Below are 22529 nucleotides of genomic sequence, written 5' to 3'. Positions count from 1 at the left end.
CGGAGGTGGTCATGGCTTCGGACTACGAGTCACTCGAGCTGCTGGCGCTGCGTCAGTGCGGATTTGTCACGGCTCTCCAGGCATCGGAACTGGGTTTCGGTCTGGCGTTGATGGAGGAAATGACGGAATCCGGAACATGGACATGTGAGTGCCGTGGACTCTTTCGTCTCGAACGCGTCAGGCATACCGCCTTGGACGAGTTCGCGAAGTGGTGCACGTGGTTCGCCGGTAGTGCCACCGTCTCGCATTACAGCGCCGCTGACCTCCATGGCCTCGGGCACCTGCAACCTCGTTTCATTCACCTCTCGATAGCTCACCCTCTCGCGGCGCCCACCCGTCAGGTGGCACTGCACCGACTGCCGCTTGCGGACGACGAGTGCGAACAGATCGGGCCCATCCGCATCACCACGCCTTTGCGTACCGTGCACGACCTCGCTTCGGGTGGAATCTCTCAAGTCCTGCTCAATGAAGTAGTCGCCGATGCGGTAGCGATAGGTCGACTCGACGCGCACGAGTTGTATCTCTCGTGTGAAAACGCGAGCATCGACGTTGCCGTCCGAGTGGAGTTGGCGCTCGCCGCAAGCCTGTAATCGAGATTGATTTTCTATGCTTCTGCGACCTTCTGGCATCACGTTCGAAATCGAATATGACACCAATATCAGAGATTTGAAGTGCGCTACTTCGGGTCGAATATTCTGTCTTCAGTGCAGGTGGAGCGATATCTGGACCAGTACTTCGGGACTTTCGACCCGTGATCGCTGCAGCTTGGTGATGTCGGCGATGAACTAATTCGGTGAAAAGCGTAGTTACTTTACAGTCAATGGGATAACGTCACGGCATCAAAAGCAGACGGACGCTTGTCCTGGACGCCTGTCTGCCCCCGTTTGTCGAGAGGGATGTGGATGTCCGTGAGTGGTGTTCGTCGCGTTGTCGGTGGTTTGAGTGCGTTTGCTGTTGCTGCGGGGTTTGCGGTGGTTGCGGGTGTCGGGGTTGCTGGTGCGGCTCCGGTGACGGCGGAGTTCAATTCCGATGGGTACAAGGTGACTCGGACGATCAGTAACGGCACGCCGTCCGAGGGTGATGTGATCACGTCGAAGACGGTGTTCAAGCGAACTGCCGCGGTTCATAATCTGTATGCGGTGCGCGATTTTCATCCGGCGTGTATGACGTATGTCGATGGTTCGGCGACGGTGAACGGTAGTGCGTTCCGTGTCAACGAGGTGGCTACTGATTCTGTTCGGTTGAGTGCGGGTGCTACGGAGTGGCCGATGTGGGGCGGTGACGTCAAGACGTTCGAATTCCAGTATCGCGTCGGCGCGGATTGTGCTCGTGGTACCAATTTGTCGACGACGGTGCATTTCGACGGGACGGTGTTCGTTGACGACACGACGAATGGTCGTGGTCCGTCGATCAATGTTCAGAAGAACGTGTCGACGACGGCCGTGTCACCGGTCAGTGGCGCTCAGGTGGGGCAGCCGGTGACGTTGAGTGCGACGGTGACCGGTGGTGCCGACGGTGATTCGGTGGAGTTCTTCGACGCCGGTTCCAAGATCGGTGCGGGCGCGCTCGCCAATGGTGTTGCAACACTTGCCTGGACACCGACGACCCGTGGAGACCACTCGATCACAGCGAAGTTCGCCGACACGGCGCGTGCCGTCGGTTCCGCTTCGGCAGCGCTGATCGTGAACGTTTCGCAGGCCGATGCTCAGTCCAGTACGACGCTGGCGCCGATCTCGGGCGCGCAGGTCGGCAAGTCGACCACTCTCAAAGCGACTGTGTCCGCGTCGGGCACCGGTGGAACGGTCACGTTCAAGGTCGGCGGAACGGTGCTCGCTTCGGTGCCGGTGGCGGGCAACGGTGAAGCGACCTACGCCTGGGTTCCGACGGTTGCCGGTGCGCAGACCCTCGAGGCCGTATTCGCCGGTCGATCCGGCGTCACCGGATCGAGCACCACCGCGAATGTGACAGTTGCCGAACAGCCCGCCGGAACAACAAGCTCCACAACAGATCTCAGCGTAGTAGCGGGGCAGGTCGGCGTTGCACAGACGATCTCCGCTCAGATCAGTCCTGCAAATGCCGGTGGCACAGTCACTTTCAAGGACGGCGAGACCGTCATCGGCACGGCGACGGTCGACTCCTCCGGAAAAGCCAGCATCTCGTGGAAGCCGTCAACTCAGGGGCAGCGAATTGTCGCGGCGGAGTACTCGGGCGCCGGCACGGTGACGGCATCCTCCGATCAGGTCTCCGTCCAGATCGCCGCACCGGTCGACGGTGAAGAACCAGGCAACGGCACCGGTTCGCTCGGCAGCCTCGGCAACATCTTCGGCTCCTAGCAATCGATGCCCGGTGATGCCCCGCCCGCTTCAGGTGGTGGGGCATCACCCATATCCCTCACTTCTCGAGAAGGAAAATCTATGTCTGTAGGTTCTGCACGTCGTGCAGTTGCAGGTTTGAGTGTGTTTGCTGTTTCTGCGGGTTTCGCCGTGGTTGTGGGTGTCGGGGTTGCTGGTGCGGCTCCGGTGACGGCGGAGTTCAATTCCGATGGGTACAAGGTGACTCGGACGATCAGTAACGGCACGCCGTCCGAGGGTGATGTGATCACGTCGAAGACGGTGTTCAAGCGAACTGCCGCGGTTCATAATCTGTATGCGGTGCGCGATTTTCATCCGGCGTGTATGACGTATGTCGATGGTTCGGCGACGGTGAACGGTAGTGCGTTCCGTGTCAACGAGGTGGCTACTGATTCTGTTCGGTTGAGTGCGGGTGCTACGGAGTGGCCGATGTGGGGCGGTGACGTCAAGACGTTCGAATTCCAGTATCGCGTCGGCGCGGATTGTGCTCGTGGTACCAATTTGTCGACGACGGTGCATTTCGACGGGACGGTGTTCGTTGACGACACGACGAATGGTCGTGGTCCGTCGATCAATGTTCAGAAGAACGTCTCGACGACGACGCTGTCACCGGCCAGTGGCGTGAAGTTGGGACAACCTGTTCCGCTGAGCGCGACGGTGACCGGTGGTGCCGACGGTGATTCGGTGGAGTTCTTCGACGGTGCCACCAAGATCGGTGCGGGCGCGCTCGCCAATGGTGTTGCAACACTTGCCTGGACACCGGCTGACGTCCGAACCCACAGCGTGACGGCCAAGTACCTCGGTAATGCAAAGGTGGCGACCTCAGCGTCGTCAGCTGTCGACGTCGTCGTGTCCGAAGCGGACAAGAGCACTGCAACCGCGATCACCGGTCCCGCAAGTGCAGTTGCAGGTGAGTCCGTGACCGTCGAGGCTACGGTGTCGCCTACTCCGGCGGGTGGCACGGTGCAGTTCAAGGACGGTGCAACCGACCTCGGCGGCGCTGTTGCGGTCGACGCCAACGGCAAGGCGTCACTGGCGAATTCCTATGCAGAAGGCGCACATTCGATCGTGGCGGTGTACTCCGGTTCCGGCGTCTACCAAACCTCGACGTCAGCGCCGCATGCTTTGACGGTCGCTCCGGTGGTGGTCGAGGAGAACACCACGACCACTCTCGTCGGTCCGTCGACCGCTTCGACCGGAGAGGCATTGTCGTTCACTGCCTCGGTCTCTACCGGTGCTGCAGGTGGCACCGTGCAGTTCAAGGAAGGTGGCAGGGATCTGGGCCCCTCGGTTCCCGTGGACGCCGCGGGTAAGGCGACAACCATGCCGACCTTCAACGTGGCGGGCGAGTACAGCATCACCGCAGTATTCTCGGGTTCGGGCAACTACCTGGGGTCGACGTCGAACACCCAGACTGTGAACGTCAAGGCGCCGGCTCCCACCGACCAGCAGACCCAGACGGTCTTGACAGTTCCGGCGGATGCGAAAACCGGTACGGCAGTGGGTCTCTCCGTGACGGTCACTCCGTCGCCGGTGGGTGGCACGGTGCAGTTCAAGGACGGCTCGGGCAATCTCGGCTCGGCGGTGCCGGTCGTAGACGGCAAAGCGTCGATCATGCACGAGTTCGCGAGCGTTGGCACTCACGACATCACGGCGGTGTACTCGGGTGCAGCAGGATTTCTCACCTCTACCTCGGCCGCGCAAACGGTTTCGGTCACAGCTCCGGCTGCGGAGGATCAGGAAACGTCCATCACCGTGAGCGCTCCGACGTCAGCGGTCAAGGGCGCGAAGGTCGATCTTGTTGCGGCAGTTGTTCCTACGCTCAGTGCGGGAACGGTCCAGTTCATGGACGGAACCACCCCGATCGGCGGACCGGTTGCGGTAGTGAACGGCAAGGCCACGCTCTCGCATACCTTCACCGAACTCGGTGATCGCCGAATCACCGCGGTGTTCAGCGGAACCGACGGCTACCTCGGTTCCGAGACCCAGACTGCAGTCACTGTCAAGGTCACGGCAGAGTCCGACGGCGGAGAGCCCGGCAACGGCGGCAGTTCGACCGGTTCGCTCGGAAGCCTGGAAAACATCTTCGGGTCCTAGCCCGACGCTTGCACGAAGACGCCCCGCCGCGGAGAGAACCTCCGCGGCGGGGCGTTTCACGTCGGCGACTTCAGGGGTTCGGCGCCACCACATGCCAGGGCACCGTCAAGATGCAGTCGCGAAGGCGACGTCGCGCCGGTTGAACGGGAATTCCCTGCGCCCGAAGAATCTCCAAGGCAGCGGCCCAGCGGTGGCGAGGGCCGAAGGAGGCGTGCGGCGCGGCAGTTGCCCAGGCTCGATCGGCAGCGCTGAGCAGTGCATGGATCGGCTCGCCCGGAACGTTGCGGTGGATGAGGGCCTTCGGGAGACGTTCGGCGATGTCGGAAGGGCGATCGATGTCGAAGGGATCCCATGCCAGTGTCAGGGTCAAGGGACGATCGGCGTCGAGAAGCACCCAGGCGCAACGCCTCCCGAGTTCGTCGCAGGTTCCGTCGAGTAGCAGTCCGCCTGGTGCGAGGCCGGACTGGATGTGCGACCAGGCCGAACCCACGGCGTCCTCCGGGTACTGCCGGAGCACGTTGAAGGCGCGTACGAAAACGGGTGTGAGACCGGCCAGTTCGAATCCACCACGGGCGAAGCTGACACCGTCACGACTCTCGACCACGCGGGCAGGGTCGATCTCGAGGCCGATGACGCGTCGATCCCGCCGGACAGCGGTGAGGCGGCTTGCCATCTCGAAGGTGGTGTCCGGCCTCGCTCCGTATCCGAGGTCGACGATCAACGGATCGGCTGCGTTGTTCAGGGCATGCGCAATCGTCCGGTTGTGGACGATCCACCGGTCACTACGGCGTAGTCGGTTGATCCCCGTCGTGCCACGGGTGATGACCCCCTCGATCTTCGGGGGTGGAGCCTTCTTCACGACGGCTTCAGCGAGCGGCGAGCCAGGTCGCCGTGACCTGAGCTTCGGTGCGGAACAGATCGACGAGGTTGATGAGCATGAGCTGTTCCAACTTCGCGCCGATGAACGGTATGAATACCTTGGCCTCGGACGTGGTTCGTAGCGTGGACCCGGTATCGGTGGCGAACAACTCCATGGTTCCGGACAGACTTCCCGGACCGGCCGGGATCGAAGCCTCGTATGTGCCGGTCACGGTGTCACCGAAGGCGCCGTACGACTCCTTACGGGTGATGACCAGGTCCTTCTTCATCACAGTCTGTGCGATGTCCGGCAAATCGGTACGCGGAAGAATGTGGTGGAGCACGAGATCGATTCCGGAATCGGTGACCTCGAAATGTTCGACATGGTTCTCGGAATGCTTGCGCATCTCGTCGACGCGGGCCTCCCAGTACGAGCGGTCCGCCAGCGCCGCGTAGACCTGCTCGGGGGAGTGCTGATAGCGGGCGGAGTAGTCGATGCGGCGAGCCATGATCGGAAAGAATACCGGTTACGCGTTGTGACAAGGCAAATTGGCTGTATCGACAAACTCTCGCCGCCCGCAGCGAATTACTTCGCGATCCACTCCCGGGTGAAGTCCTGCTCGGCCTGGATGAGCCGGACAACCTCGTCGACAATCGCGCTTTCGATCTTTCCGCCGAGGAACGGGATCTTGACCTCGACCTCACCGTCGATCTCGAGAGTGGCGGAGTTCTCGTCACCCGTCAGGACCTGAGTGCCCTCGATACGGGCGGGAACGCCGTCGACGTGGGCGGAGAAGGTGCCAGTGGCCTTGCCGTCCTTGAACGGCGCCATCGTTTCGCTGCGTTTGATGACGATGTCGCCGTTGACAACCTTCGACACCATGCTCGGGAGATGTTCGGCGGCAATGATCTGCGACATCGTGACCGCGACGGTCTCGTCGCGCACGGTCAGCTCTTCGATCGTTGCGCCGGGACCGCCGACAGCGACGATTCGGTCGCGCCAGTACTGCTCGGAGGTCACCGCCTCATGGACCTTCTCGGCGGGGACTGTGTACTTCGACGAATGCTCGATGCGACGGCTCACGATTGTGGAGGCTACCGTTTATCGATGTGTGGGACGTAACCATTGGCAGACGCGTCGTGGAATCAGGCGCTTTCGTGTCCGAGAACGTTGACTTGTCGGGATTGACGACGCTCCGAATCGGGGGACCGGCGCGGCTGCTCGCCGAATGCCCGACGACGCAGTCGTTGATCGACGTCGTGACGCTGCTCGATCGCGAGCAGATCCCGACGCTGATTCTCGCCGGCGGGTCCAATCTCGTGATCTCCGACGCGGGATTCGACGGAGTTGTCGTTCGTGTGGCCAACACCACCGTGAGCCTCGACACGGACCGCGTCGTCGCCGAAGCGGGCGCAGTGTGGGACGAAGTAGTCGGCCAATCCGTCGCCGCGGAACTGGGCGGCCTCGAATGTCTGTCCGGGATTCCGGGCTCGACCGGTGCGACGCCTGTGCAGAACGTCGGCGCGTACGGCGTCGAGGTGGGCTCGCGGCTCCGGCAGGTTCAATTGCTCGACCGACGCAGCGGGGAAGTGTCGTGGGTCGAACCGTCGACACTCGAATTGGGTTATCGGTCGAGCGTTCTCAAGCATTCGGATGCAGCACTGGTTCTGGCCGTCGAATTCGACGCGTCGACCGACGGGTTGAGCGCCCCGCTCGCGTACCGCGAACTGTTCACTGCACTCGGCGCCGAGGAAGGCGCGCGGTTGCCTGCGTCGCAGGTCCGCGAGGCAGTTCTGGGGTTGCGGACCGGTAAGGCGATGGTCCTCGATCCGTACGACCACGACACCTGGAGCGCGGGTTCCTTCTTCACCAACCCCGTGGTGCCGGACGCGGAGCTGCCTGCTGTGCTCGGGGCCATCACCGAACAGCTCGGAGACGTCACCGTGCCACAGTTCCCCGGCAGTGGTGGAACCAAGCTCTCGGCCGGATGGTTGATCGAACGGGCCGGATTCTCGAAGGGTTATCCCGGCGAAGATGCACCGGCCAGGCTGTCGACCAAACACACCTTGGCGTTGACCAACAGAGGGTCCGCAACAAGTGCGGATGTGGTCTCGCTCGCGCAGACAGTGCGCGACGGCGTCGAGGCCGCGTTCGGCGTCCGGCTGGAACCGGAACCGGTAACTGTGGGCTGCACCATCTGATTCCTGACAGAGCCCGCAGGTAGCCTGTTGAAGTGCATGAGCTGGGTGGTCGGAGAAGTCGTTCGCGTCTTGTTGCGTTGGTAGCTGTATTACTCGCTGTGATGGTGGCCGTAGTCGGCTGCACGATCGGCGGCAAGGACGGACAGGGCGGCGCTGCCGCCGCCGAACCAGCCCCGGTCGCGACCGTGGTGTCGACGCCCGCACCAGGCACCAAAGACGTCAGCCCGGTAGCTCCCGTCTCGGTAGCGGTGACCCAGGGGACACTGTCGGACGTCAATCTCAGCAACGCGGCCGGTAAGGCCGTCGCCGGGCAACTGTCGCCTGACAAGACAACCTTCACCGTCAGTGAGGCACTCGGCTACGGCACCACGTATTCGTGGTCGGGTACGGCAACCGGAACCGACGGCAAAGCGGTGCCGGTCCAGGGCAGCTTCACGACGGTTGCCCCGGAGTCGACCACCGGCGCCACCCTCAACATCGCCGACGGCCAGGAAGTTGGTATCGCGGCACCGATCACGTTGCAGTTCGACAACTCCGTCGTCGACAAGGCGGCCGTCGAGAAGGCACTTGTCGTGACCACCGTGCCGCCCACCGCCGGATCGTGGGCATGGCTGGCCGACGACAACGGCGGATCACGGGCCCATTGGCGTCCGGCCGATTACTGGGTGCCGGGCACAACTGTCCATCTGGACGCCAAGCTCTACGGCTTGAACTACGGCGGTGGCGCCTTCGGCGACCAGGATCTCACGCTCGACTTCACAATCGGTCGTAGCCAGATCGTCAAGGCGAATGCGCCGAGCCACCGCATGCAGGTGGTGCGCGACGGTCAGACGATCATGGACATTCCCGTCAGCTACGGCGAGGGAAACGAACCTCGAAACGTCACGCGCAGCGGCATTCACATGGTGACGGAGAAGTACGAAGACTTCATGATGTCCAATCCGCCGTTCTACGAGAACGTGCGTGAGCGTTGGGCGGTGCGCATCTCCAACAACGGCGAATTCATCCACGCCAATCCTGAAACCACCGGGGTGCAGGGCTCGTCGAACGTCACGAACGGTTGCATCAATCTGTCGACGTCCGACGCGCAGGAGTACTTCGGAACGGCCCTCTACGGTGACCCCGTCGAGGTGACCGGCACGTCGATCGACCTGTCTCCTGCGGACGGCGACATCTACGACTGGGCGATCGATCTGCCGACCTGGAAGTCGATGTCTGCACTGGCTTAGATTTCTCCTGCTGTGAACCGAGAAATCGGTGGACGAAGGGAACCGTCCGTGCTCTGCATCCGTCAGTACAGGTAAGTGCTGTCGGCTCGGGGAGTCTGACGGGGATCTTCGACTTCAGGGGGACAGCGGTGGGCATTCCATTTCTGGAAGACGTGCTGGGAAGGATCTCCGAAGCGACGCGGGCCGTGCCTCCCGGCGTGGCGGCATTGCCGGTTGTCGGCACTCCCATCGCGAGCGCAATCGCTACATCTGCTCTGGTTCAATCCGTGACCGACGACCGCGGAGCGTTCGACGACGAGATGGCTGCTGCGACTGCTGACGCCGATGCGGAGCGCGCACGGGCCTGGGGCGAGCGCGATGCCCTCTCCGCTCAGACCTCGTCGCTGCAGTACAGCGAACATGCAATCGTGGACGACGATCCGTTCGACGCGATGTCGCACTCCGAAATCTTCGATCACGTCAACGAGATGGATCCGGCAACCCTGAGCGCAATCGGCGAGGCCTGGAAGGCAATTGCCGGTCGGGTGGAAGCCGGCATCGGGAAGTTCCGGAGCGATGTGAACGGCGCGATCACCGAAGGCTGGCAGGGGCGGGGCGGCTCGGCGGCGTTGGAAGCCGTGCTGGCCTACTCGGCAGATGCGGGTGAGCTGAAGGTGCGGGTCGACCTGATCTCGAACAAGATCGAGGAGGCGAAGATCGCACTCCACGAGGCCAAACGCTCGATTCCGGCACCCGACGGCGCCTCGACGGTCGAGATGATCCTCAGCATGGTTCCCGGGGCTACGTGGAAGCAGGCCCAATACGAAGCGGAAGAAGCCGAACGTCAAGCGCGTCAGGTGATGAAGGACGTGTATCTGCCGTACATGAAGCGTGCGGACGACCAGGTGCCCATCCTCCCGGCCGCGTTCAATCCGGTCACCGGCAGTGGAGGGGCTGGCAGTGGAGGGGCTGGGGGCGGCGCATTCGGTGGCGGTGGTTCCGGCGGCGGGAACACGTCGGGTTCGGGGAACGGACTCGGCGCGCCATCTACATCGGGTGGCGGAGTTGGTGGAGGAGCGGACGGTGGACACCTCGGCAGTGCAAACCCGGCCGGAGACGGTTCCGGTCAGAACCCATCCGGCACCGCTTCCGAACCTGGTGACAACCGTAGCGGCATTGATGCTCAAGGGAATTCGGGTGCCGATGCTGCCCGGTTCGCACACGATTCCGGCCCGGCCGGGACTGCCGCGGCACATGCCGGCCCACTGCCGGCCGGTGCAGCGCCAGGTGGCCTGGCAGGTGCAACTCCGAATGGTGCTCAGCTCGGTTCCGGAGTGCCTTCAGGCCTCATGGGTAGCGGTTCGGGTGGTGGTTCCGCAGGTGGAATCGGTACCGGCGGCTTCGGGCCTGTCGGAACCGGAGGTGGAACCCTTGGCCCTGGCGGCTCCGGCGGCCTCGCCGGTGGCGGAAGTGGGGGCGTCAACGGAACTGGCGGTACCTCGGCGGCGGGCGCGCAGAGCGGTCGGGGCGCGATGGGTGGCGTCGGCGGCATGGCACCGGGACGCGGACAAGGACACGACGAAGACAACGTTCACGACACCCCCGGCTACCTCGTCACGGTCGAGAACGGCAACGCCCTGATCGGCGACCTGCCCATGGTCTCTCCGGCGGTGTTGGGCGAATGACGACCACGCGGTGGCAGTTCATCGGCCTCGAATTCTCGATCCTCTGGGAAGCGATCGGACGCGACCGACTCCCGTACCCGCTGCGATTTCGTCCGGCGGCCGAAACCATGGACGAGCTGAGGGCGCAGCGTCGTCGAGCGGGAGCGCACCTGTCGTGCGTTCTCGACGATCGGCTGCATCACGTTCTCGGTGTTCTTGCGAATCCTGATGCTCGCGTGGAGGTTTCCGGTTTTCACGGACAGAAAATGAGTACGGCGACGCGATTGCACGGCGCTGTCGCCGGCGACCTGGGTGTGCTCCTGGCTCAACTGCCCGGCAGGACTGTCGACTGTGGCTCCGACGTGGTTCTCACCGTGGCACGGCCATCGGCAATTCCACGGATGCTCGTCGATCACCTGCCGACCTGCCCCGCCGGATCGGAGCGTGGGGTGAGCATCGAAACGTCGAAACCTGGTGGTAAACAGGGGTTTCTGCGCAGTGTCGACGGTGCGCGAGCGAGTGAGGAAGTGAGCAGGTTCTTCGGCCGAGAGCGGACCTCGATCGGTGAAGTCACTGTATATCCGGGCGGAGCCGTCGACAGCAGGCCGACTGACGACGGCATGACTTTCCACTGGTACGACTATGCCGGTGACGGTCGGTACATCATCACCGCAGGTGAAACAGTGAGTGCCCGCAGCGCTTCCACGGAAATGACGGAGGCCGAGATTGCACGCAATCTCGGCCTCGTCCTGCACCGGGCGATTCGGACTGGTTAGCCAGAGTTGTTCGAACTAGCTGGTGGTGCGGTGGAACCGACCGGGGCTTGCCTGATCCCGCGGCTTGACGACGATCTGATCGAGGTTCACGTGTGACGGCCTGGACGCGACGAAACCGATGATCTCGGCGATGTCCTGCGCCACCAACGGTGTGATTCCCTCGTACACCTTGTCGGCCTTGTCCTGATCACCTTCGAACCGGACGAGTGAGAATTCGGTCTCCACTGCTCCGGGCGCGATTTCGGTCAGACGAACGGGCTTACCCAAGAGTTCACCGCGCAATGTCCGATGAAGGACGGCTTGAGCGTGCTTGGCCGTGGTGTAGCCCGAACCGTTGTCGTATGCCTCCAGCGCCGCTACCGAGGTGATGGTCACGACCAGACCGTCACCCGAATCGATCAGTTTGGGCAGCAGTGCTTTCGTCACACGCAACGTGCCCAGGACATTGGTCTCCCACATCCATCGCCAGTCGTCCAGATCGGCGTCCAGGACCGTCGCCAGGCCCTTCGCACCACCGGCGTTGTTGACCAGCACGTCGACACGGGGGACCACGGCGGCAAATGCGTCGACGGAATCCTCGTCGGTGACGTCGAGTTCGAGCGCGGTACCACCGATTTCCTCGGCGATCTTCTCGAGACGATCGACGCGGCGAGCACCGATCACGACATGGAATCCCTGAGCTGCCAGGGTGCGGGCGGTGGCCTCACCGATTCCGGAGCTGGCTCCGGTGACTACGGCGATGCGGGCATCGGAAGAAATGGTCATGATGCAATCGTAGGGCTAGTCGGCGGCATACTCTGCTTCCCGTTCGATGGATTCAATGTGACGACGCGGTACCTTGACCGGGCCGGGGGTGTAGGTGACGGCGCGCAGCGCCCCGCTGTACCGGAATGGTCCGTGGCGTCGTCGTACTTCCCACGACACAGGTCCTCTGGCGTCGACCCCGACCGAGATGCCGGTCCACGGCGCCATCCCGACCAGTTGTACTTGCCCGAGCAGTTGGCCCGCGTGAATGCCGTCGACGCTGACGTGGAGATCCCAACGCAACCGCGGTAACACCGCCACGGACACGTCGATTCGCTTGGTGCCGACCGGCAATGGCCCCGCATCGACCACGGAGTAGGAACCGAAGGCGTTGTATCCGAGATGCAGGTTGCCGTCCTCGACGTAGAGAAGATATCCACCTTGTGGATCCCCGTGGGCGACAAGGACACCGGCGTCGCCTTCGCGGTAACCGTCGAGTTCGATCGTGATGTCGAAGTCACGGAACCCGATCAGTTTGGATGAGCGGTAGCGCTCCAGTGGGGGCGTTCCCGCAAGTAGTCGCACCGGGCGTGAGAGTGCCTCCTCCTCCGGACGGCGAACCGCGCCGACGGTATTGCCCAGTAGAGGAAACACGGTGTTCGCCCACGCCGAGTGGTCCCAGGCCTCGGCGAGTTCGCGAACCTTGTCGGGAAACCGTGATGCGAGGTCGTCGAGCTCGGTCGGGTCGGCTCGGACGTCGAACAACTGCCAGTGCGGTTTGTCGATGTCAGCTGGAGCGAGCGCCAGCAGTTTCCATCCGTCCTTGTAGTAGCCGCGGATTCCGGTCACCTCGGTGTACTGCTCGGTGTGGGTACTCGGAGCGGTGGGTGAACGCAGAACCGGCGCGCTCGACGCGCCGTCGAACTCCTTGACAGGCAGCCCGTTTCGCACGGTGGGGGTTTCGATTCCGGCCAGTTCGAGAAGCGTCGGCGTCAGGTCGGTGACATACGCGAACTGGTCGCGGATCCCGTTGTCGCCCGCTTCGGGTTTCAGTCCCGCGGGCCAGGACAGGAGGAAGGGAACACGGATTCCACCGGCAAAGGATTGCCCTTTGTAGAACCGGAAGGGGGTGTTGGACGTCTGCCCCCATCCACGTGGATAGTGCACGCCCAATTCAGGTCCGCCGATGAGGGATTCGTCGTGGGGGACATCGCCGACCCAGTCTGGATCCTGGATATGCGCGAACTGCGCGAAGTAGCTTCGTGTCCCGTCCGAACCGCCCTCGGCGGTGCCGCCGTTGTCCGAGGTGAAGACGATGATCGTGTTGTCGAGTTCGCCCAGTTCGTCCAGGGTGTCGACAATGCGTCCGACGCTCTGATCGATCGAGTCGACCATCGCCGCGTACACCTCCATGTAGCGGGCGAACCGAGACCGCACCTCCGGCGTGAGCGAATCCCATTCGGGCACGTCGAAACCGGGTTCGGAGTTTCGTGGTGCCTGCCGTGTCCCCTCCGGAAAGAGTCCTTGCAGGAGTTGAGAGGCGAACCGCGACTCGCGGATTCGATCCCAGCCCTCGTCGTATCGACCACGGTATTTCGCCTGATCGGCGGGCTTGGCCTGCAACGGTCCGTGCATGGCGACGTGTGCGAAGTAAAGGAAGAACGGCTTGTCCTGATCGTGGGCGCGAAGGTCCTTGATGTACCCGACGGCCTTGTCGGTCAGATCGTCGGTGAGGTAGTAGCCCTCGGGATACTCGTCGACGTCGACCACTGAATTGTCGGAGATCAGTTGATTGGGGTAGTAGAAGGAGTTCAGTCCTTCGAGAGAGCCGTAGTAGCGATCGAATCCGCGCTGAGTCGGCCAGGAGTCACGACTTCGTCCCGGGGCGAGGTTTGCGTCGCGCACGAGATGCCACTTGCCCACCGCATAGGTGGCATAGCCTGCGCCGCGGAGGATTTCGGGGAGTGTCTGTACGTCGTCGGCCAATTCCAGGCGCAGTCCGGGGTATCCCGGATCGGCGTTGGCGACGAATCCGTATCCGGCGCGGTGCGGATTGAGGCCGGTGAGAAGAGCGGCGCGCGACGGCGAGCAGAGGGGCGTCGTGTGATAGTTGGTCATTCGAATACCCTGCGCGGCAAGGCGATCGAGGGTCGGAGTCTCGATCTCGGAGCCGAACGGCCCGATGTCGCTGTATCCCATGTCGTCGATCAGAACCACGACGATGTTGGGTGAGCCGGGGGCCGGGGCCGTGGCGGTGGGCCACGACGGGGTCGAATCGGCTGCAGTGCGGCCGATTCGACCTTCGAAGCCTTCGTAGCCGCGGGCGTGCGGCGGAAGGGCGGAATCTGCGTGAGTCATGAGTTGTTCGAGGCACCTTCTGCCGCAACTGCACCTTCGATAACCGAGTATTCGGAAGCGTCGCCGGCTATGCTCCGGCTTCGTTCCCCATGGATGTTGACCGGAATGTCACCGGCAAGTGTGATGCGCTCCAGACGGCGGTACTGGTCGTCGTAGTCGGCGATCGCGTAATGCTGGGTGGCGCGGTTGTCCCAGATCGCGACGTCACCCGCCGCCCAGTTCCATCGCGTCGTGTACTCGAGCTTGATGGCGTGATCCTGCAAGAGCTTGAACACACCGTTCGACTGTTCGGTGCTCAACCCGACGAAGTTCTTGACAAAATGCCCGAGGACGAGCGTGCGCTCTCCGGTTTCGGGGTGTACACGCACCACCGGGTGTTCCGTCTCGAAGTACGTGGACTGGAACTCCTCGCGGTAGGCGGCCGTGCGATCTTCGGTGAGCCGCTCGGCGCTGGTGGCCGCGTAGTCGTAGACGTTCGTGTGACGGGCCCAGAGGTTCTCCGCGAGTGCCTTGAGCGGATCCGGCAGTCCGTTGTACGCGGCTACCCCCGACGCCCACGTGGTGGAACCGCCGTACTCGGGGAGCTGCACCGCGCGCAGGATCGAGGCCTTGGGGATGCGATCGACGAAGGTGACGTCGGTGTGCCAGCTGTTGGCCTTGCCCAGGTCCGAATCGATGGGCAGAACTTTTGCGCCGTGCGACTTCACCGTGGGGTGGGCAGTGGTCGGGGTGCCCAGTAGCTGGGCGAACTCGTACTGCGAATCGTTGTCGAGGTGGTCCTGCCCGCGGAAGAAGATCACCTTGTGCTCGAGAAGTGCCTGTCGGATGAGTGAGATCGTCGCCGGGTCGAGGTGCCCGCCGAGAGTGATTCCGTCGATTCGGGCGCCGATATGCGCGCCGAGGGTGGTGACAGTGCCGCGAGCGGCGTCAGCAGCCACCCCGTTCGTTGATGCCGTGTTCGTGAGAGTCGGCTTGGCGAAAGCTGTAGACATGGTGCACCTTTCGTGGGGAGTGTGCCCACCCAAACATGCGAGATTTCGCCACGACAGGGTTGCGTTCAGTGTGATCGTTACCGCACCTGATTTGTGAATCTCGGTGAAGCTGCTACTTTTGGAGCCATGTCGACCGACCAGCCTGCCGCTTTGCGGGTCACCTATGTGACCGCTGCGCTTGGTTCGCGTCTGCCTCTGGCGCGAGAGCTGTGTTGTCGCCGCCGTTCTTTCTGCAGCTAATTTCTGCGCCTTTTCTGTCTATTCCTTCGTATGACCAGTGGAAACGCTGAGTTCTCGGTCGACAGAGATGTGCGCCTTCTCCTCCTTCTGCAAGGGACAGCCATGTCGACACCCACAATCTCCGCCATTCCGAACATCCGATCGCGAACCGCGCTCTCGGGAACCCGGACCCGAACCCAGATAGTTGCGCCGGAGCTGCGCATTGCCGACGGTCCGTCCGCGACGGTGTTGCGCATTGCTCGATCCCGCGGACCGCTCTCTCGCGATACCGCGGCCAAAGCGTCCGGGCTGAGTATTGCGACCGTGAACCGGCAGGTCACGAGCCTGCTGGACCTCGGGATCCTGCGCGAACGCGCAGACCTGACAGCTTCCGGCGCCATTGGGCGTCCGCGAGTTCCGTTCGAGGTCAATCACGAGCCGTACCTGACCGTCGGCATCCACATCGGTGCCGTCGTCACCAGCATCATCGCCAGCGACATTCGGGGCAAGGTGCTCGGTGCCGTCGAGATCCCGACGCCCGCCACCAATTCCGCTGTCGCGCTTGCCACCATTGCGCGCTCGGCCAAATCGTTCGCCTCGCGGTGGCACAAGCGTCGTCCGCTCGCGGTCGGGGTGGCCATCGGCGGTCGCGTCGATTCGGCTACCGGAGTAGTCGACCACGCGCGCCTGGGGTGGAAGGGCGCCAAAGTCGGATCCATCATCGGAGCCGGCTTGGACCTTCCCGTTTCGGTTGCCGCCCACGTCGAGGCGATGGCGGCGTCGGAACTTCTGCTCAGCACCGACCGCGCCGAGGCCCCGACGCCGGGAACCACCGGGCTCTACTTCTATGCCCGCGAGACTGCCGGTATCGCAATCACTTTCGAAGGGCGAGTGCACACGCCGTCCAGTGGGCCAGGCTCGATCGCACACCTCCCCACCGGTTCGTCGGCACGGTGCACCTGCGGTGCGGTGGGTTGCTTGGAAGCGACGATCAGCGACCGCGCTGTTGTCGCGCAGGCACTGTCTTCGGGTGCAGTGATCCAGGGCAGTGAGCGTGTGACGATCGCGGATGTCTACCGTGCTGCGTCGGCGGGTTCCATTCCGGCACACGACCTTCTGGTTGATCGAGCACGCGTCCTCGGACGAACGGTGGCGATGTTGCGTGACCTGTTCAATCCGGATCGGGTGATCCTCGGCGGCCAGGCCTTCACCGACTACCCGGCCGGCGTGCCGCACGTCGCCGAGGCCTTCTCGACGGCATCCTCGTTGGAGCGTAAGGACATTCGGATTACCGGGTTCGGCAATCGGGTTCAGGAATACGCGTCCACCGTCGTGTCGCTGAGTTCCTTGTTCGCCGATCCTGCGGCGGCCATGCGGCGTGCTTCGGCCATCTGACTGCGAAGAGGGCAGTCAGAGTTCCGGACGATCGAGCACCCGCAACCACGAACCGTCGGGCTGGCGGCGTGCCACCTGAGTGCGTCCGCCGGTCCCGTCGGAAGGTTTGGTCGAGGTCATGGCCAGGTCGCCGCTGATTACCGTGGGTAGCGCTTCCTCGACGGTGAATGTCGGTGCTGCGGCCAGCATCTGAGAAATGACGTCTCGGATGGCCGTCCTTCCCACAGTGAGTGACCCGGGTGGAAACGCCATCACGGCGTTTTCCTCGTAGAGTCCGGCGACGGCGTCTGCATCTCCGGCGTTCGCGAACTGGACGAACAATCGGGCGATGTCTTCCGGGGTTTCGGCCTTCTGAGCTTCATGTGTTGTTGTCATGTCTCCATCTTGCGAGTCCGCCGGCGATAAGTCCAAGATCTAGTTTGTCTCAAAGCTAGAATTATCAGTTATGGAACTTCGGCAGCTCGAATACTTCGTCACGGTAGTGGAGGAAGCCAACTTCACTCGCGCCGCCGAGCGGCTTCACGTAGCGCAGCCGGGTGTGAGTGCGCAGGTCAAAAGGCTGGAACGTGAGCTGGGTCAGGAATTGCTCGATCGGAGTGGTCGAACCGTTCGTCTGACCGAGGCCGGGCGAGCTGTCCTCCCACATGCCCACGCTGTGCTTGCGTCCGTTCAGAGCACCCGAGATGTCGTCGACGCCCTGAACGGACTGGTGCGGGGCTCGGTAGCGGTGGGGATGGTCACTGCATGCGCGTCTGCCGACCTGACCGACCTGCTCAGTCGGTTGCACAACAAACACCCCGGTCTGGACATCTCCCTGTCCGAGGACGACTCGCGCAGCTTGCTTGCCGGAGTGTTGGACGGAACCTTCGACATAGCCGTCATCGGGGTGGCGGGCGAACTGCCGGAAGGGCTCGAGTCGAGGGTGATCACCGACGAGCGACTGGTAGCCGGAGTGGCAGCGGATCATCCGCTGGCCGAGGTGTCGGCTCTGCCGTTTGCCGAGCTCGCCACGCGATCTGTCATCTGCCTGCCGGAGGGAACCGGAATCAGAACGTGTCTGGACTTCGCGTGTGCCGCGGCCGGCACGAAGCCGACGGTGGCACTCGAGGCAAGCAACCTCGGCATCATCGTGTCCTTGGCCGCTCAGGGGTTGGGAATGGCCGTGATTCCCGAGTCGGCAGTGGGGGAGTTGCATCGGATCGATCTCGAACCGGAAGCGCGGTCTCGGCTGGAATTGGTCTGGCGTGCTTCCGGCGGGAAGAATCCGGCGGCCTCAGCTCTCATCGATCTTGCGAGAGCTGTTTCCGCCGAGTGAGTTCGGCCTGCGCCCGATCCAATCCGCCGTGCTCGAGAGCGGCCAATCGGGACCTGTCCTTCCAGACGATGGTTCCGCGTCGTCGGACGATGACCGACATGGTTCCACCGAGATGCTCGAGCGCTCCGGGCACGTTTCGGCGCTCGGCGGGTATCGGAACAGGAAGTATGTGTGCGTCGGCGATGGGCGCGGTCCCGTCGATGTCGACGCTCCACTTCCTGCTGTAACCCCGAAGCGTCCAGCGATCGTCGGACACGGTTGTCTCCACCTGTGACGTCAGTGGATTGCCCAGCCGCAATACCGTGCCGTCGGGCAGGGCGACCACCACGCCGGTGACTTCGGTGCGCAGAGGTCCGGCGCTGACCTGTCCGCCGGCAAACGCCACGCAGGCTCGTGGATCGGTGAACCCCTGTGCCTGTCCCCACCACCAGTAATCCGGGAATCCTCCCTTTCCCCAGTTCTTCTCGCCGTACACCTGCGCTCCGGTGAGATCCCAGCTCTGTCCGTCGATGACGGCGCTTCCCTCGACCCGGCCGCCGAGCAGCCACGGATGCCAGTACTGATTGAGCGCGGGAACTGATTGGAAGTAGCTCGATCCGCCGAAGCGGCGGTGCGGCCAGAATCGCTGATTGCTGATCCGCACGTCGAGGTGGCTGTCGCCGAAATCGACCTGCAGTCGATCGGCGTTACCGCGGAAAACGTTGTCGGCGTAGGCCCCCAGTGTGCGGGGATCCGCCGATCCACGCGGATGTTCGGCGGTACGGAGAAATCCGCCCGGATGGGCCGCGAGAGCGAGGGTCGACCAGTTGCCACTGTCGGACTTGTTGATACCGGCGAGCGCGATCACTACCCGTCCGCTGCCTGGCATCGTGAATCGCCAGAAGTAACCCTCCATTGCAACGTCATGGGAGGCAAGCAGATTGCCGTACGGCAGGGTGGCGCCTGAAGCGCGGTACGCGGGAAGTTTCACGGTCCCAGTACTGCCTGTGATGCGGTGACCTGAGCGACGAGGCGGCCTTCGTCGTCGCGAATCTCGGTCACGACCGCGATGGTGCTGCGCCCCGCATGCAGTGGCCGGGCGGTTGCGGTGACCGTGCCCTTGCGGACCCCGCGTGTGAACACGGTCGATGAACTGGTGGTGGAAGTGCTTGCACCGGGCGGAAGATTGAGGAACGCACAGACGGCGCCGACGCTGTCTGCCAGCGTCATCAAGGCGCCGCCGTGCATTCCGTTGCCGGCGGTGGTGCGGTGGCTGTCCCAATCCAGATGGCCGACAACCTGTTCGGGGGCCGCGCTGTCCAACTGAATTCCGGTGTGAACTGCAAAAGGCATGCTCGCGACAAGTTGTTCGAGGTCCATGCCTACCGATGGTAACGAGCCGCCGAAACCTCCGTCGGGACTTCGGTTTATCGAGGGCGGTGGCTCAGAGGGGGAGGGCGGTTTCGGACAGTCCCTCGGGCGCGTTGCGGCGACGGAACCACTCGGTGCCGAATGCCGCGGCGAGCTGCTCCGTCGGCATTTCGAGGAACGGGCCGAAATCGCCGACCTGCGTTGCGTGCGCGTACATGGCCGCGCGCTTGGACGAGATCACCGAACTGACGTCGACGGCGGTGGTGAGTTGATCTGCCGGAAGCCCGAACGATTCGATGTCCGGCGGCTGCGCCTCCTCGGTCCACTCGGGGTTGGCCTGCATCAGCATCTTCATGTGATCGCGGTTGGTGGACGCCTCGTAGACGAACGGCGTGCCTGCGAGTTCTGCCGCCCGGACGCCGACGTGGTGGACCTGGATGTGATCCGGGTGCCCGTATCCGCCGTTGGGGTCGTAGATGGTCAGGACATCGGCGTTCTCTTCACGAAGTACCTCGGCCAGACGCTCGGCGGCCTTCTCGACGTCGACGTTGCAGAACGCTTCCGGATTCTCGTTCTCGGGCGTACCCACCATCCCCGAATCCGGGTAGTGCAGGGACACGACGCGATTGGCGCCCAACGCGTCGGTGGACGCCTCGAGTTCACGGCTGCGGCGCTGAGCCAATGTCTCGTATTCGTCCAACAGGCCGTCGGGGAATTCACCGAGAGCACCGTCGGTAGCGGTGACGACTACGACGCGGTGACCTGCGTCGGCGGCCATTCTCATCACGCCACCCGTAGTGAAAACTTCGTCATCGGGATGGGCGTGGAAACACACCAGGACACTCATTCGCGCAATCGTAAGGCAAGTTACCGACAGGTCAACCCGAGCGCACAGTGAAAACGATTTGTCGAGTCGGCCTCGGCTCTGTGAACCTTGTTCAGTGCACGAGAAGCTGACATGAGCGAATCCACCAACAAAGGCCTGTTGAGCGCCTACCGCGAGATCTTTGCCGCCCCCGGATCGGTCGCCTTCTCGGCCGCCGGATTTGTTGCAAGGCTGCCGATAGCCATGATCGGCATCGGAATCGTGACGATGATCTCGCAACTTCGTGGTGACTACGCGCTCGCCGGCGCGCTCGCCGCGGTTTTCGCGCTGTCGTCGGCGATCATCGCGCCCGCCGTCTCGCGTGCGGTCGACCGCTTCGGGCAGCGAGCGGTCCTGCCGATTGCCGCAGCCGTGAGCGTCACCGCGATCGGGGCGCTCTTGCTCGCCGTACGGATGGAAGCTCCTGACTGGCTGCTTTTCGTTCTGGTCGTCCCCGGTGGCGCCACCCCGACGATCGGGGCGATGATCCGCGCCAGGTGGGTCGCGATCTACGTCGGAAAACCTCAGCTGCGCACCGCCTTCGCCTTCGAATCGGTGGTGGACGAACTCTGTTTCGTGGCGGGTCCGGTCATCTCGGTGGGCCTGAGCATCGGACTCTTTCCCGAAGCGGGACCGCTGGCGGGACTGATTCTGCTGGTGACCGGGACCCTGCTGTTGGTCATTCAACGTGGAACCGAACCTAAGGTGCATCCGCGTCGACCCGGCCGCGGACGATCGGTTCTCGGTAACCACGTGATGTGGATCGTCATCGTGATCATGGTGATGCTCGGAACGATCTTCGGCGTCATCGACGTCGGTGCCATCGCGTTCACCGAGGAACAGAATTCGCCGGGATCCGCGACGCTGGTCCTTGCGCTGTTCGCCGGCGGTTCGGGAATCGCGGGACTGATCTTCGGGTCGATGCACCCGGCGAGATCGCTGCGCGGTCAGCTGATGATCGCGTCCTCGGCGGTCGCCGTTCTCAGCGTCCCCCTTCTCCTCGTCGGCAACGTGGCCGCACTGGCGGGTGCATATGTGCTCGCGGGCGCGACCATTGCTCCGACCCTCATCATCGCGACGGCCTTGGTCGAGCAGATCGTCCCCCCGGAAAAGCTCACGGAGGGAATGACCCTGACGGTCACCGGCCTCGGCGTCGGCGTGGCGCTCGGGTCTGCGCTGGCCGGACAGCTGATCGATCGTTACGGCGTCCCGTCGGCCTACATGCTCGCCGTCGGCGCCGCAGTCGCAGCCTCTATCGTGACGGCATGTCTATTCGTGAAGCCGTCAGCGTCGACGGCACGTCCATCGTCTATCGAGTAACCGGAAATTCGGCTGGGACCCCGCTGGTGCTGCTGCACGGCTGGGCTCAGTCGTCGCAGTGCTGGGGTGAGCAGGTCCTCGCGGACCTCGCCGCGGACTACCGCCTGATCGCCGTCGATCTGCGCGGCCACGGTTACTCCGATGCGCCTGAATCCGGATACGACGACTCCGCGAACTGGGCCGGCGACGTCGCGGCCGTTCTCGCGGCAGAAGACGTCACCGAGAACGCGATCCTGCTCGGCTGGTCGTACGGCGGACTGGTGATCTGCGATTACCTGGCAGCACACGGAACCGGTGCGGTGGCGGGTGCGGTTCTGGTCGGTGCGATCACCAGCATCGGTCGCGGTGAGAAGGGCGGCAAGGTCGGCTCGGCGATGCGGAGTGCGGTTCCCGGCGCGATGTCCGAAGATCCCCGCGAGGCGATCCGGGCTCTCGGTGCCTTCGGCAACGCGCTCACCGGCCCACCCGAGGGCAAGGGCGCAGCGTCGCAGGCCTTGTTCGGGTACAGCCTCTCGACGCGTCCGCGGGTGCGCGCAGCACTGTTCAACCGTGCCGTCGGTCACGACGAGTTGCTCCGCAGCCTCGACATCCCGGTCCTCGTTCTGCACGGAACCGAGGACTCCGTCGTCGACGTGAGCGCAGGTAAGCACGCCGAGGAACTGATTCCCAAGTCCCAGGCGTCGTACTGGGAAGGCTGCAATCACGGACCGTTCGTGGAGGATCCGACACGATTCGTGTCCGAAGTGCGAGCCTTCATCTCGAGCCTCGGTTAGAGTTCGCGCCCGGTGAGGGGGCAGTATGGAGTGGTGACGCCC

Annotated in this window: 21 protein-coding genes; 11 read left to right on the top strand and 10 right to left on the bottom strand. The window is 63.5% G+C overall.

The window, feature by feature from the left end; genetic code table 11:
* Positions 1-11: 11 nt before the first annotated feature.
* From I7X09_RS05880 to I7X09_RS05870, 3 genes are all read left to right on the top strand, one after another.
* Positions 12-590 carry a type IV toxin-antitoxin system AbiEi family antitoxin domain-containing protein gene (locus I7X09_RS05880; RefSeq protein WP_200315981.1) on the top strand — a complete coding sequence of 193 codons (579 nt, stop codon included), beginning with the start codon at positions 12-14 and terminating at the stop codon, positions 588-590.
* A 312-nt stretch (positions 591-902) separates the two neighbouring features.
* Positions 903-2333, top strand: coding sequence for an Ig-like domain-containing protein (locus I7X09_RS05875; RefSeq protein WP_234036805.1), 1431 nt, complete (start codon positions 903-905; stop codon positions 2331-2333).
* 81 nt (positions 2334-2414) lie between these two features.
* Positions 2415-4448: an Ig-like domain-containing protein gene (locus I7X09_RS05870; protein ID WP_200315977.1), complete on the top strand. Its 2034-nt coding sequence runs from the start codon at positions 2415-2417 to the stop codon at positions 4446-4448.
* Positions 4449-4518: 70 nt separating this feature from the next.
* Here the strand turns inward: I7X09_RS05870 and I7X09_RS05865 are convergent, their stop codons facing one another.
* From I7X09_RS05865 to I7X09_RS05855, 3 genes are all read right to left on the bottom strand, one after another.
* On the bottom strand, positions 4519-5307 hold the full coding sequence (locus I7X09_RS05865) for an SAM-dependent methyltransferase (protein WP_095970402.1): 789 nt from the start codon (positions 5305-5307) through the stop codon (positions 4519-4521).
* A 7-nt stretch (positions 5308-5314) separates the two neighbouring features.
* Positions 5315-5815 carry a DUF2505 domain-containing protein gene (locus I7X09_RS05860; protein ID WP_095970401.1) on the bottom strand — a complete coding sequence of 167 codons (501 nt, stop codon included), beginning with the start codon at positions 5813-5815 and terminating at the stop codon, positions 5315-5317.
* Between the two features lie 77 nt (positions 5816-5892).
* A complete protein-coding gene (locus tag I7X09_RS05855; protein WP_095970400.1) occupies positions 5893-6390 on the bottom strand; it encodes a DUF2505 domain-containing protein in 498 nt (165 codons plus the stop codon).
* Positions 6391-6464: 74 nt separating this feature from the next.
* Between I7X09_RS05855 and I7X09_RS05850 the strand changes: the two genes are divergently transcribed.
* The 4 genes from I7X09_RS05850 to I7X09_RS05835 all read left to right on the top strand — a co-directional run bounded on the left by I7X09_RS05850 (position 6465) and on the right by I7X09_RS05835 (position 11156).
* Positions 6465-7508, top strand: coding sequence for a UDP-N-acetylmuramate dehydrogenase (locus I7X09_RS05850; protein ID WP_200315975.1), 1044 nt, complete (start codon positions 6465-6467; stop codon positions 7506-7508).
* Between the two features lie 32 nt (positions 7509-7540).
* Positions 7541-8737: a L,D-transpeptidase gene (locus tag I7X09_RS05845; RefSeq protein WP_095970399.1), complete on the top strand. Its 1197-nt coding sequence runs from the start codon at positions 7541-7543 to the stop codon at positions 8735-8737.
* Positions 8738-8865: 128 nt separating this feature from the next.
* Positions 8866-10401 carry a hypothetical protein gene (locus I7X09_RS05840; protein WP_200315973.1) on the top strand — a complete coding sequence of 512 codons (1536 nt, stop codon included), beginning with the start codon at positions 8866-8868 and terminating at the stop codon, positions 10399-10401.
* Positions 10398-11156 carry an ESX secretion-associated protein EspG gene (locus I7X09_RS05835; RefSeq protein ID WP_200315971.1) on the top strand — a complete coding sequence of 253 codons (759 nt, stop codon included), beginning with the start codon at positions 10398-10400 and terminating at the stop codon, positions 11154-11156. Before I7X09_RS05840 ends, I7X09_RS05835 begins: the two co-directional genes overlap by 4 nt.
* A gap of 15 nt (positions 11157-11171) precedes the next feature.
* Here the strand turns inward: I7X09_RS05835 and I7X09_RS05830 are convergent, their stop codons facing one another.
* The 3 genes from I7X09_RS05830 to I7X09_RS05820 are packed head-to-tail and all read right to left on the bottom strand — an operon-like array spanning position 11172 to position 15250.
* Positions 11172-11921, bottom strand: a complete 750-nt coding sequence (locus I7X09_RS05830; RefSeq protein WP_095970396.1) for an SDR family NAD(P)-dependent oxidoreductase — start codon at positions 11919-11921, stop codon at positions 11172-11174.
* Positions 11922-11936: 15 nt separating this feature from the next.
* On the bottom strand, positions 11937-14258 hold the full coding sequence (locus I7X09_RS05825; protein ID WP_095970395.1) for an arylsulfatase: 2322 nt from the start codon (positions 14256-14258) through the stop codon (positions 11937-11939).
* The gene (locus I7X09_RS05820; RefSeq protein ID WP_234036804.1) at positions 14255-15250 is read right to left on the bottom strand and encodes a TauD/TfdA dioxygenase family protein; all 996 of its coding nucleotides are present in this window, start codon (positions 15248-15250) and stop codon (positions 14255-14257) included. Before I7X09_RS05820 ends, I7X09_RS05825 begins: the two co-directional genes overlap by 4 nt.
* A 342-nt stretch (positions 15251-15592) precedes the next feature.
* On the opposite strand from I7X09_RS05820, the gene I7X09_RS05815 reads away from it, so the two are divergent.
* Positions 15593-16864, top strand: a complete 1272-nt coding sequence (locus I7X09_RS05815) for an ROK family transcriptional regulator (RefSeq protein ID WP_124568173.1) — start codon at positions 15593-15595, stop codon at positions 16862-16864.
* A gap of 15 nt (positions 16865-16879) precedes the next feature.
* On the opposite strand, the gene I7X09_RS05810 is transcribed toward I7X09_RS05815, so the two are convergent.
* The gene (locus tag I7X09_RS05810) at positions 16880-17239 is read right to left on the bottom strand and encodes a YybH family protein (RefSeq protein WP_166811125.1); all 360 of its coding nucleotides are present in this window, start codon (positions 17237-17239) and stop codon (positions 16880-16882) included.
* Positions 17240-17309: 70 nt separating this feature from the next.
* Between I7X09_RS05810 and I7X09_RS05805 the strand changes: the two genes are divergently transcribed.
* A complete protein-coding gene (locus I7X09_RS05805) occupies positions 17310-18179 on the top strand; it encodes a LysR family transcriptional regulator (protein ID WP_200315969.1) in 870 nt (289 codons plus the stop codon).
* Here I7X09_RS05805 and I7X09_RS05800 read toward each other — a convergent pair.
* The 3 genes from I7X09_RS05800 to I7X09_RS05790 all read right to left on the bottom strand — a co-directional run bounded on the left by I7X09_RS05800 (position 18145) and on the right by I7X09_RS05790 (position 20376).
* Positions 18145-19149, bottom strand: a complete 1005-nt coding sequence (locus I7X09_RS05800; RefSeq protein WP_200315967.1) for a tocopherol cyclase family protein — start codon at positions 19147-19149, stop codon at positions 18145-18147. The two genes, I7X09_RS05805 and I7X09_RS05800, sit on opposite strands and share 35 nt — an antisense overlap.
* On the bottom strand, positions 19146-19538 hold the full coding sequence (locus tag I7X09_RS05795; protein WP_042452984.1) for a PaaI family thioesterase: 393 nt from the start codon (positions 19536-19538) through the stop codon (positions 19146-19148). Before I7X09_RS05795 ends, I7X09_RS05800 begins: the two co-directional genes overlap by 4 nt.
* Positions 19539-19602: 64 nt before the next feature.
* Positions 19603-20376 carry a PIG-L family deacetylase gene (locus I7X09_RS05790; RefSeq protein WP_019744397.1) on the bottom strand — a complete coding sequence of 258 codons (774 nt, stop codon included), beginning with the start codon at positions 20374-20376 and terminating at the stop codon, positions 19603-19605.
* A 111-nt stretch (positions 20377-20487) separates the two neighbouring features.
* Between I7X09_RS05790 and I7X09_RS05785 the strand changes: the two genes are divergently transcribed.
* Positions 20488-21714, top strand: coding sequence for an MFS transporter (locus tag I7X09_RS05785; protein WP_095970486.1), 1227 nt, complete (start codon positions 20488-20490; stop codon positions 21712-21714).
* The gene (locus I7X09_RS05780; RefSeq protein WP_166811132.1) at positions 21660-22487 is read left to right on the top strand and encodes an alpha/beta fold hydrolase; all 828 of its coding nucleotides are present in this window, start codon (positions 21660-21662) and stop codon (positions 22485-22487) included. Before I7X09_RS05785 ends, I7X09_RS05780 begins: the two co-directional genes overlap by 55 nt.
* Positions 22488-22529 lie beyond the last annotated feature (42 nt).

Source organism: Rhodococcus sp. P-2 (assembly GCF_016598535.1).
GTDB classification, from domain to species: domain Bacteria; phylum Actinomycetota; class Actinomycetes; order Mycobacteriales; family Mycobacteriaceae; genus Rhodococcus_F; species Rhodococcus_F baikonurensis.
Note: the sequence above shows the minus strand (reverse complement) of the source record. Positions and strands in the feature narration are given on the sequence as shown.

What these genes read in the sequence shown, in the direction of transcription:
- I7X09_RS05880 (WP_200315981.1), top strand. Translation starts at nt 12, where the DNA reads ATGGCTTCGGACTACGAGTCACTCGAGCTGCTGGCGCTGCGTCAGTGC.
- I7X09_RS05875 (WP_234036805.1), top strand. Translation starts at nt 903, where the DNA reads ATGTCCGTGAGTGGTGTTCGTCGCGTTGTCGGTGGTTTGAGTGCGTTT.
- I7X09_RS05870 (WP_200315977.1), top strand. Translation starts at nt 2,415, where the DNA reads ATGTCTGTAGGTTCTGCACGTCGTGCAGTTGCAGGTTTGAGTGTGTTT.
- I7X09_RS05860 (WP_095970401.1), bottom strand. Translation starts at nt 5,815, where the DNA reads ATGGCTCGCCGCATCGACTACTCCGCCCGCTATCAGCACTCCCCCGAG.
- I7X09_RS05835 (WP_200315971.1), top strand. Translation starts at nt 10,398, where the DNA reads ATGACGACCACGCGGTGGCAGTTCATCGGCCTCGAATTCTCGATCCTC.
- I7X09_RS05830 (WP_095970396.1), bottom strand. Translation starts at nt 11,921, where the DNA reads ATGACCATTTCTTCCGATGCCCGCATCGCCGTAGTCACCGGAGCCAGC.
- I7X09_RS05825 (WP_095970395.1), bottom strand. Translation starts at nt 14,258, where the DNA reads ATGACTCACGCAGATTCCGCCCTTCCGCCGCACGCCCGCGGCTACGAA.
- I7X09_RS05820 (WP_234036804.1), bottom strand. Translation starts at nt 15,250, where the DNA reads ATGTCTACAGCTTTCGCCAAGCCGACTCTCACGAACACGGCATCAACG.
- I7X09_RS05815 (WP_124568173.1), top strand. Translation starts at nt 15,593, where the DNA reads ATGTCGACACCCACAATCTCCGCCATTCCGAACATCCGATCGCGAACC.
- I7X09_RS05810 (WP_166811125.1), bottom strand. Translation starts at nt 17,239, where the DNA reads ATGACAACAACACATGAAGCTCAGAAGGCCGAAACCCCGGAAGACATC.
- I7X09_RS05805 (WP_200315969.1), top strand. Translation starts at nt 17,310, where the DNA reads ATGGAACTTCGGCAGCTCGAATACTTCGTCACGGTAGTGGAGGAAGCC.
- I7X09_RS05795 (WP_042452984.1), bottom strand. Translation starts at nt 19,538, where the DNA reads ATGGACCTCGAACAACTTGTCGCGAGCATGCCTTTTGCAGTTCACACC.
- I7X09_RS05790 (WP_019744397.1), bottom strand. Translation starts at nt 20,376, where the DNA reads ATGAGTGTCCTGGTGTGTTTCCACGCCCATCCCGATGACGAAGTTTTC.
- I7X09_RS05785 (WP_095970486.1), top strand. Translation starts at nt 20,488, where the DNA reads ATGAGCGAATCCACCAACAAAGGCCTGTTGAGCGCCTACCGCGAGATC.
- I7X09_RS05780 (WP_166811132.1), top strand. Translation starts at nt 21,660, where the DNA reads ATGTCTATTCGTGAAGCCGTCAGCGTCGACGGCACGTCCATCGTCTAT.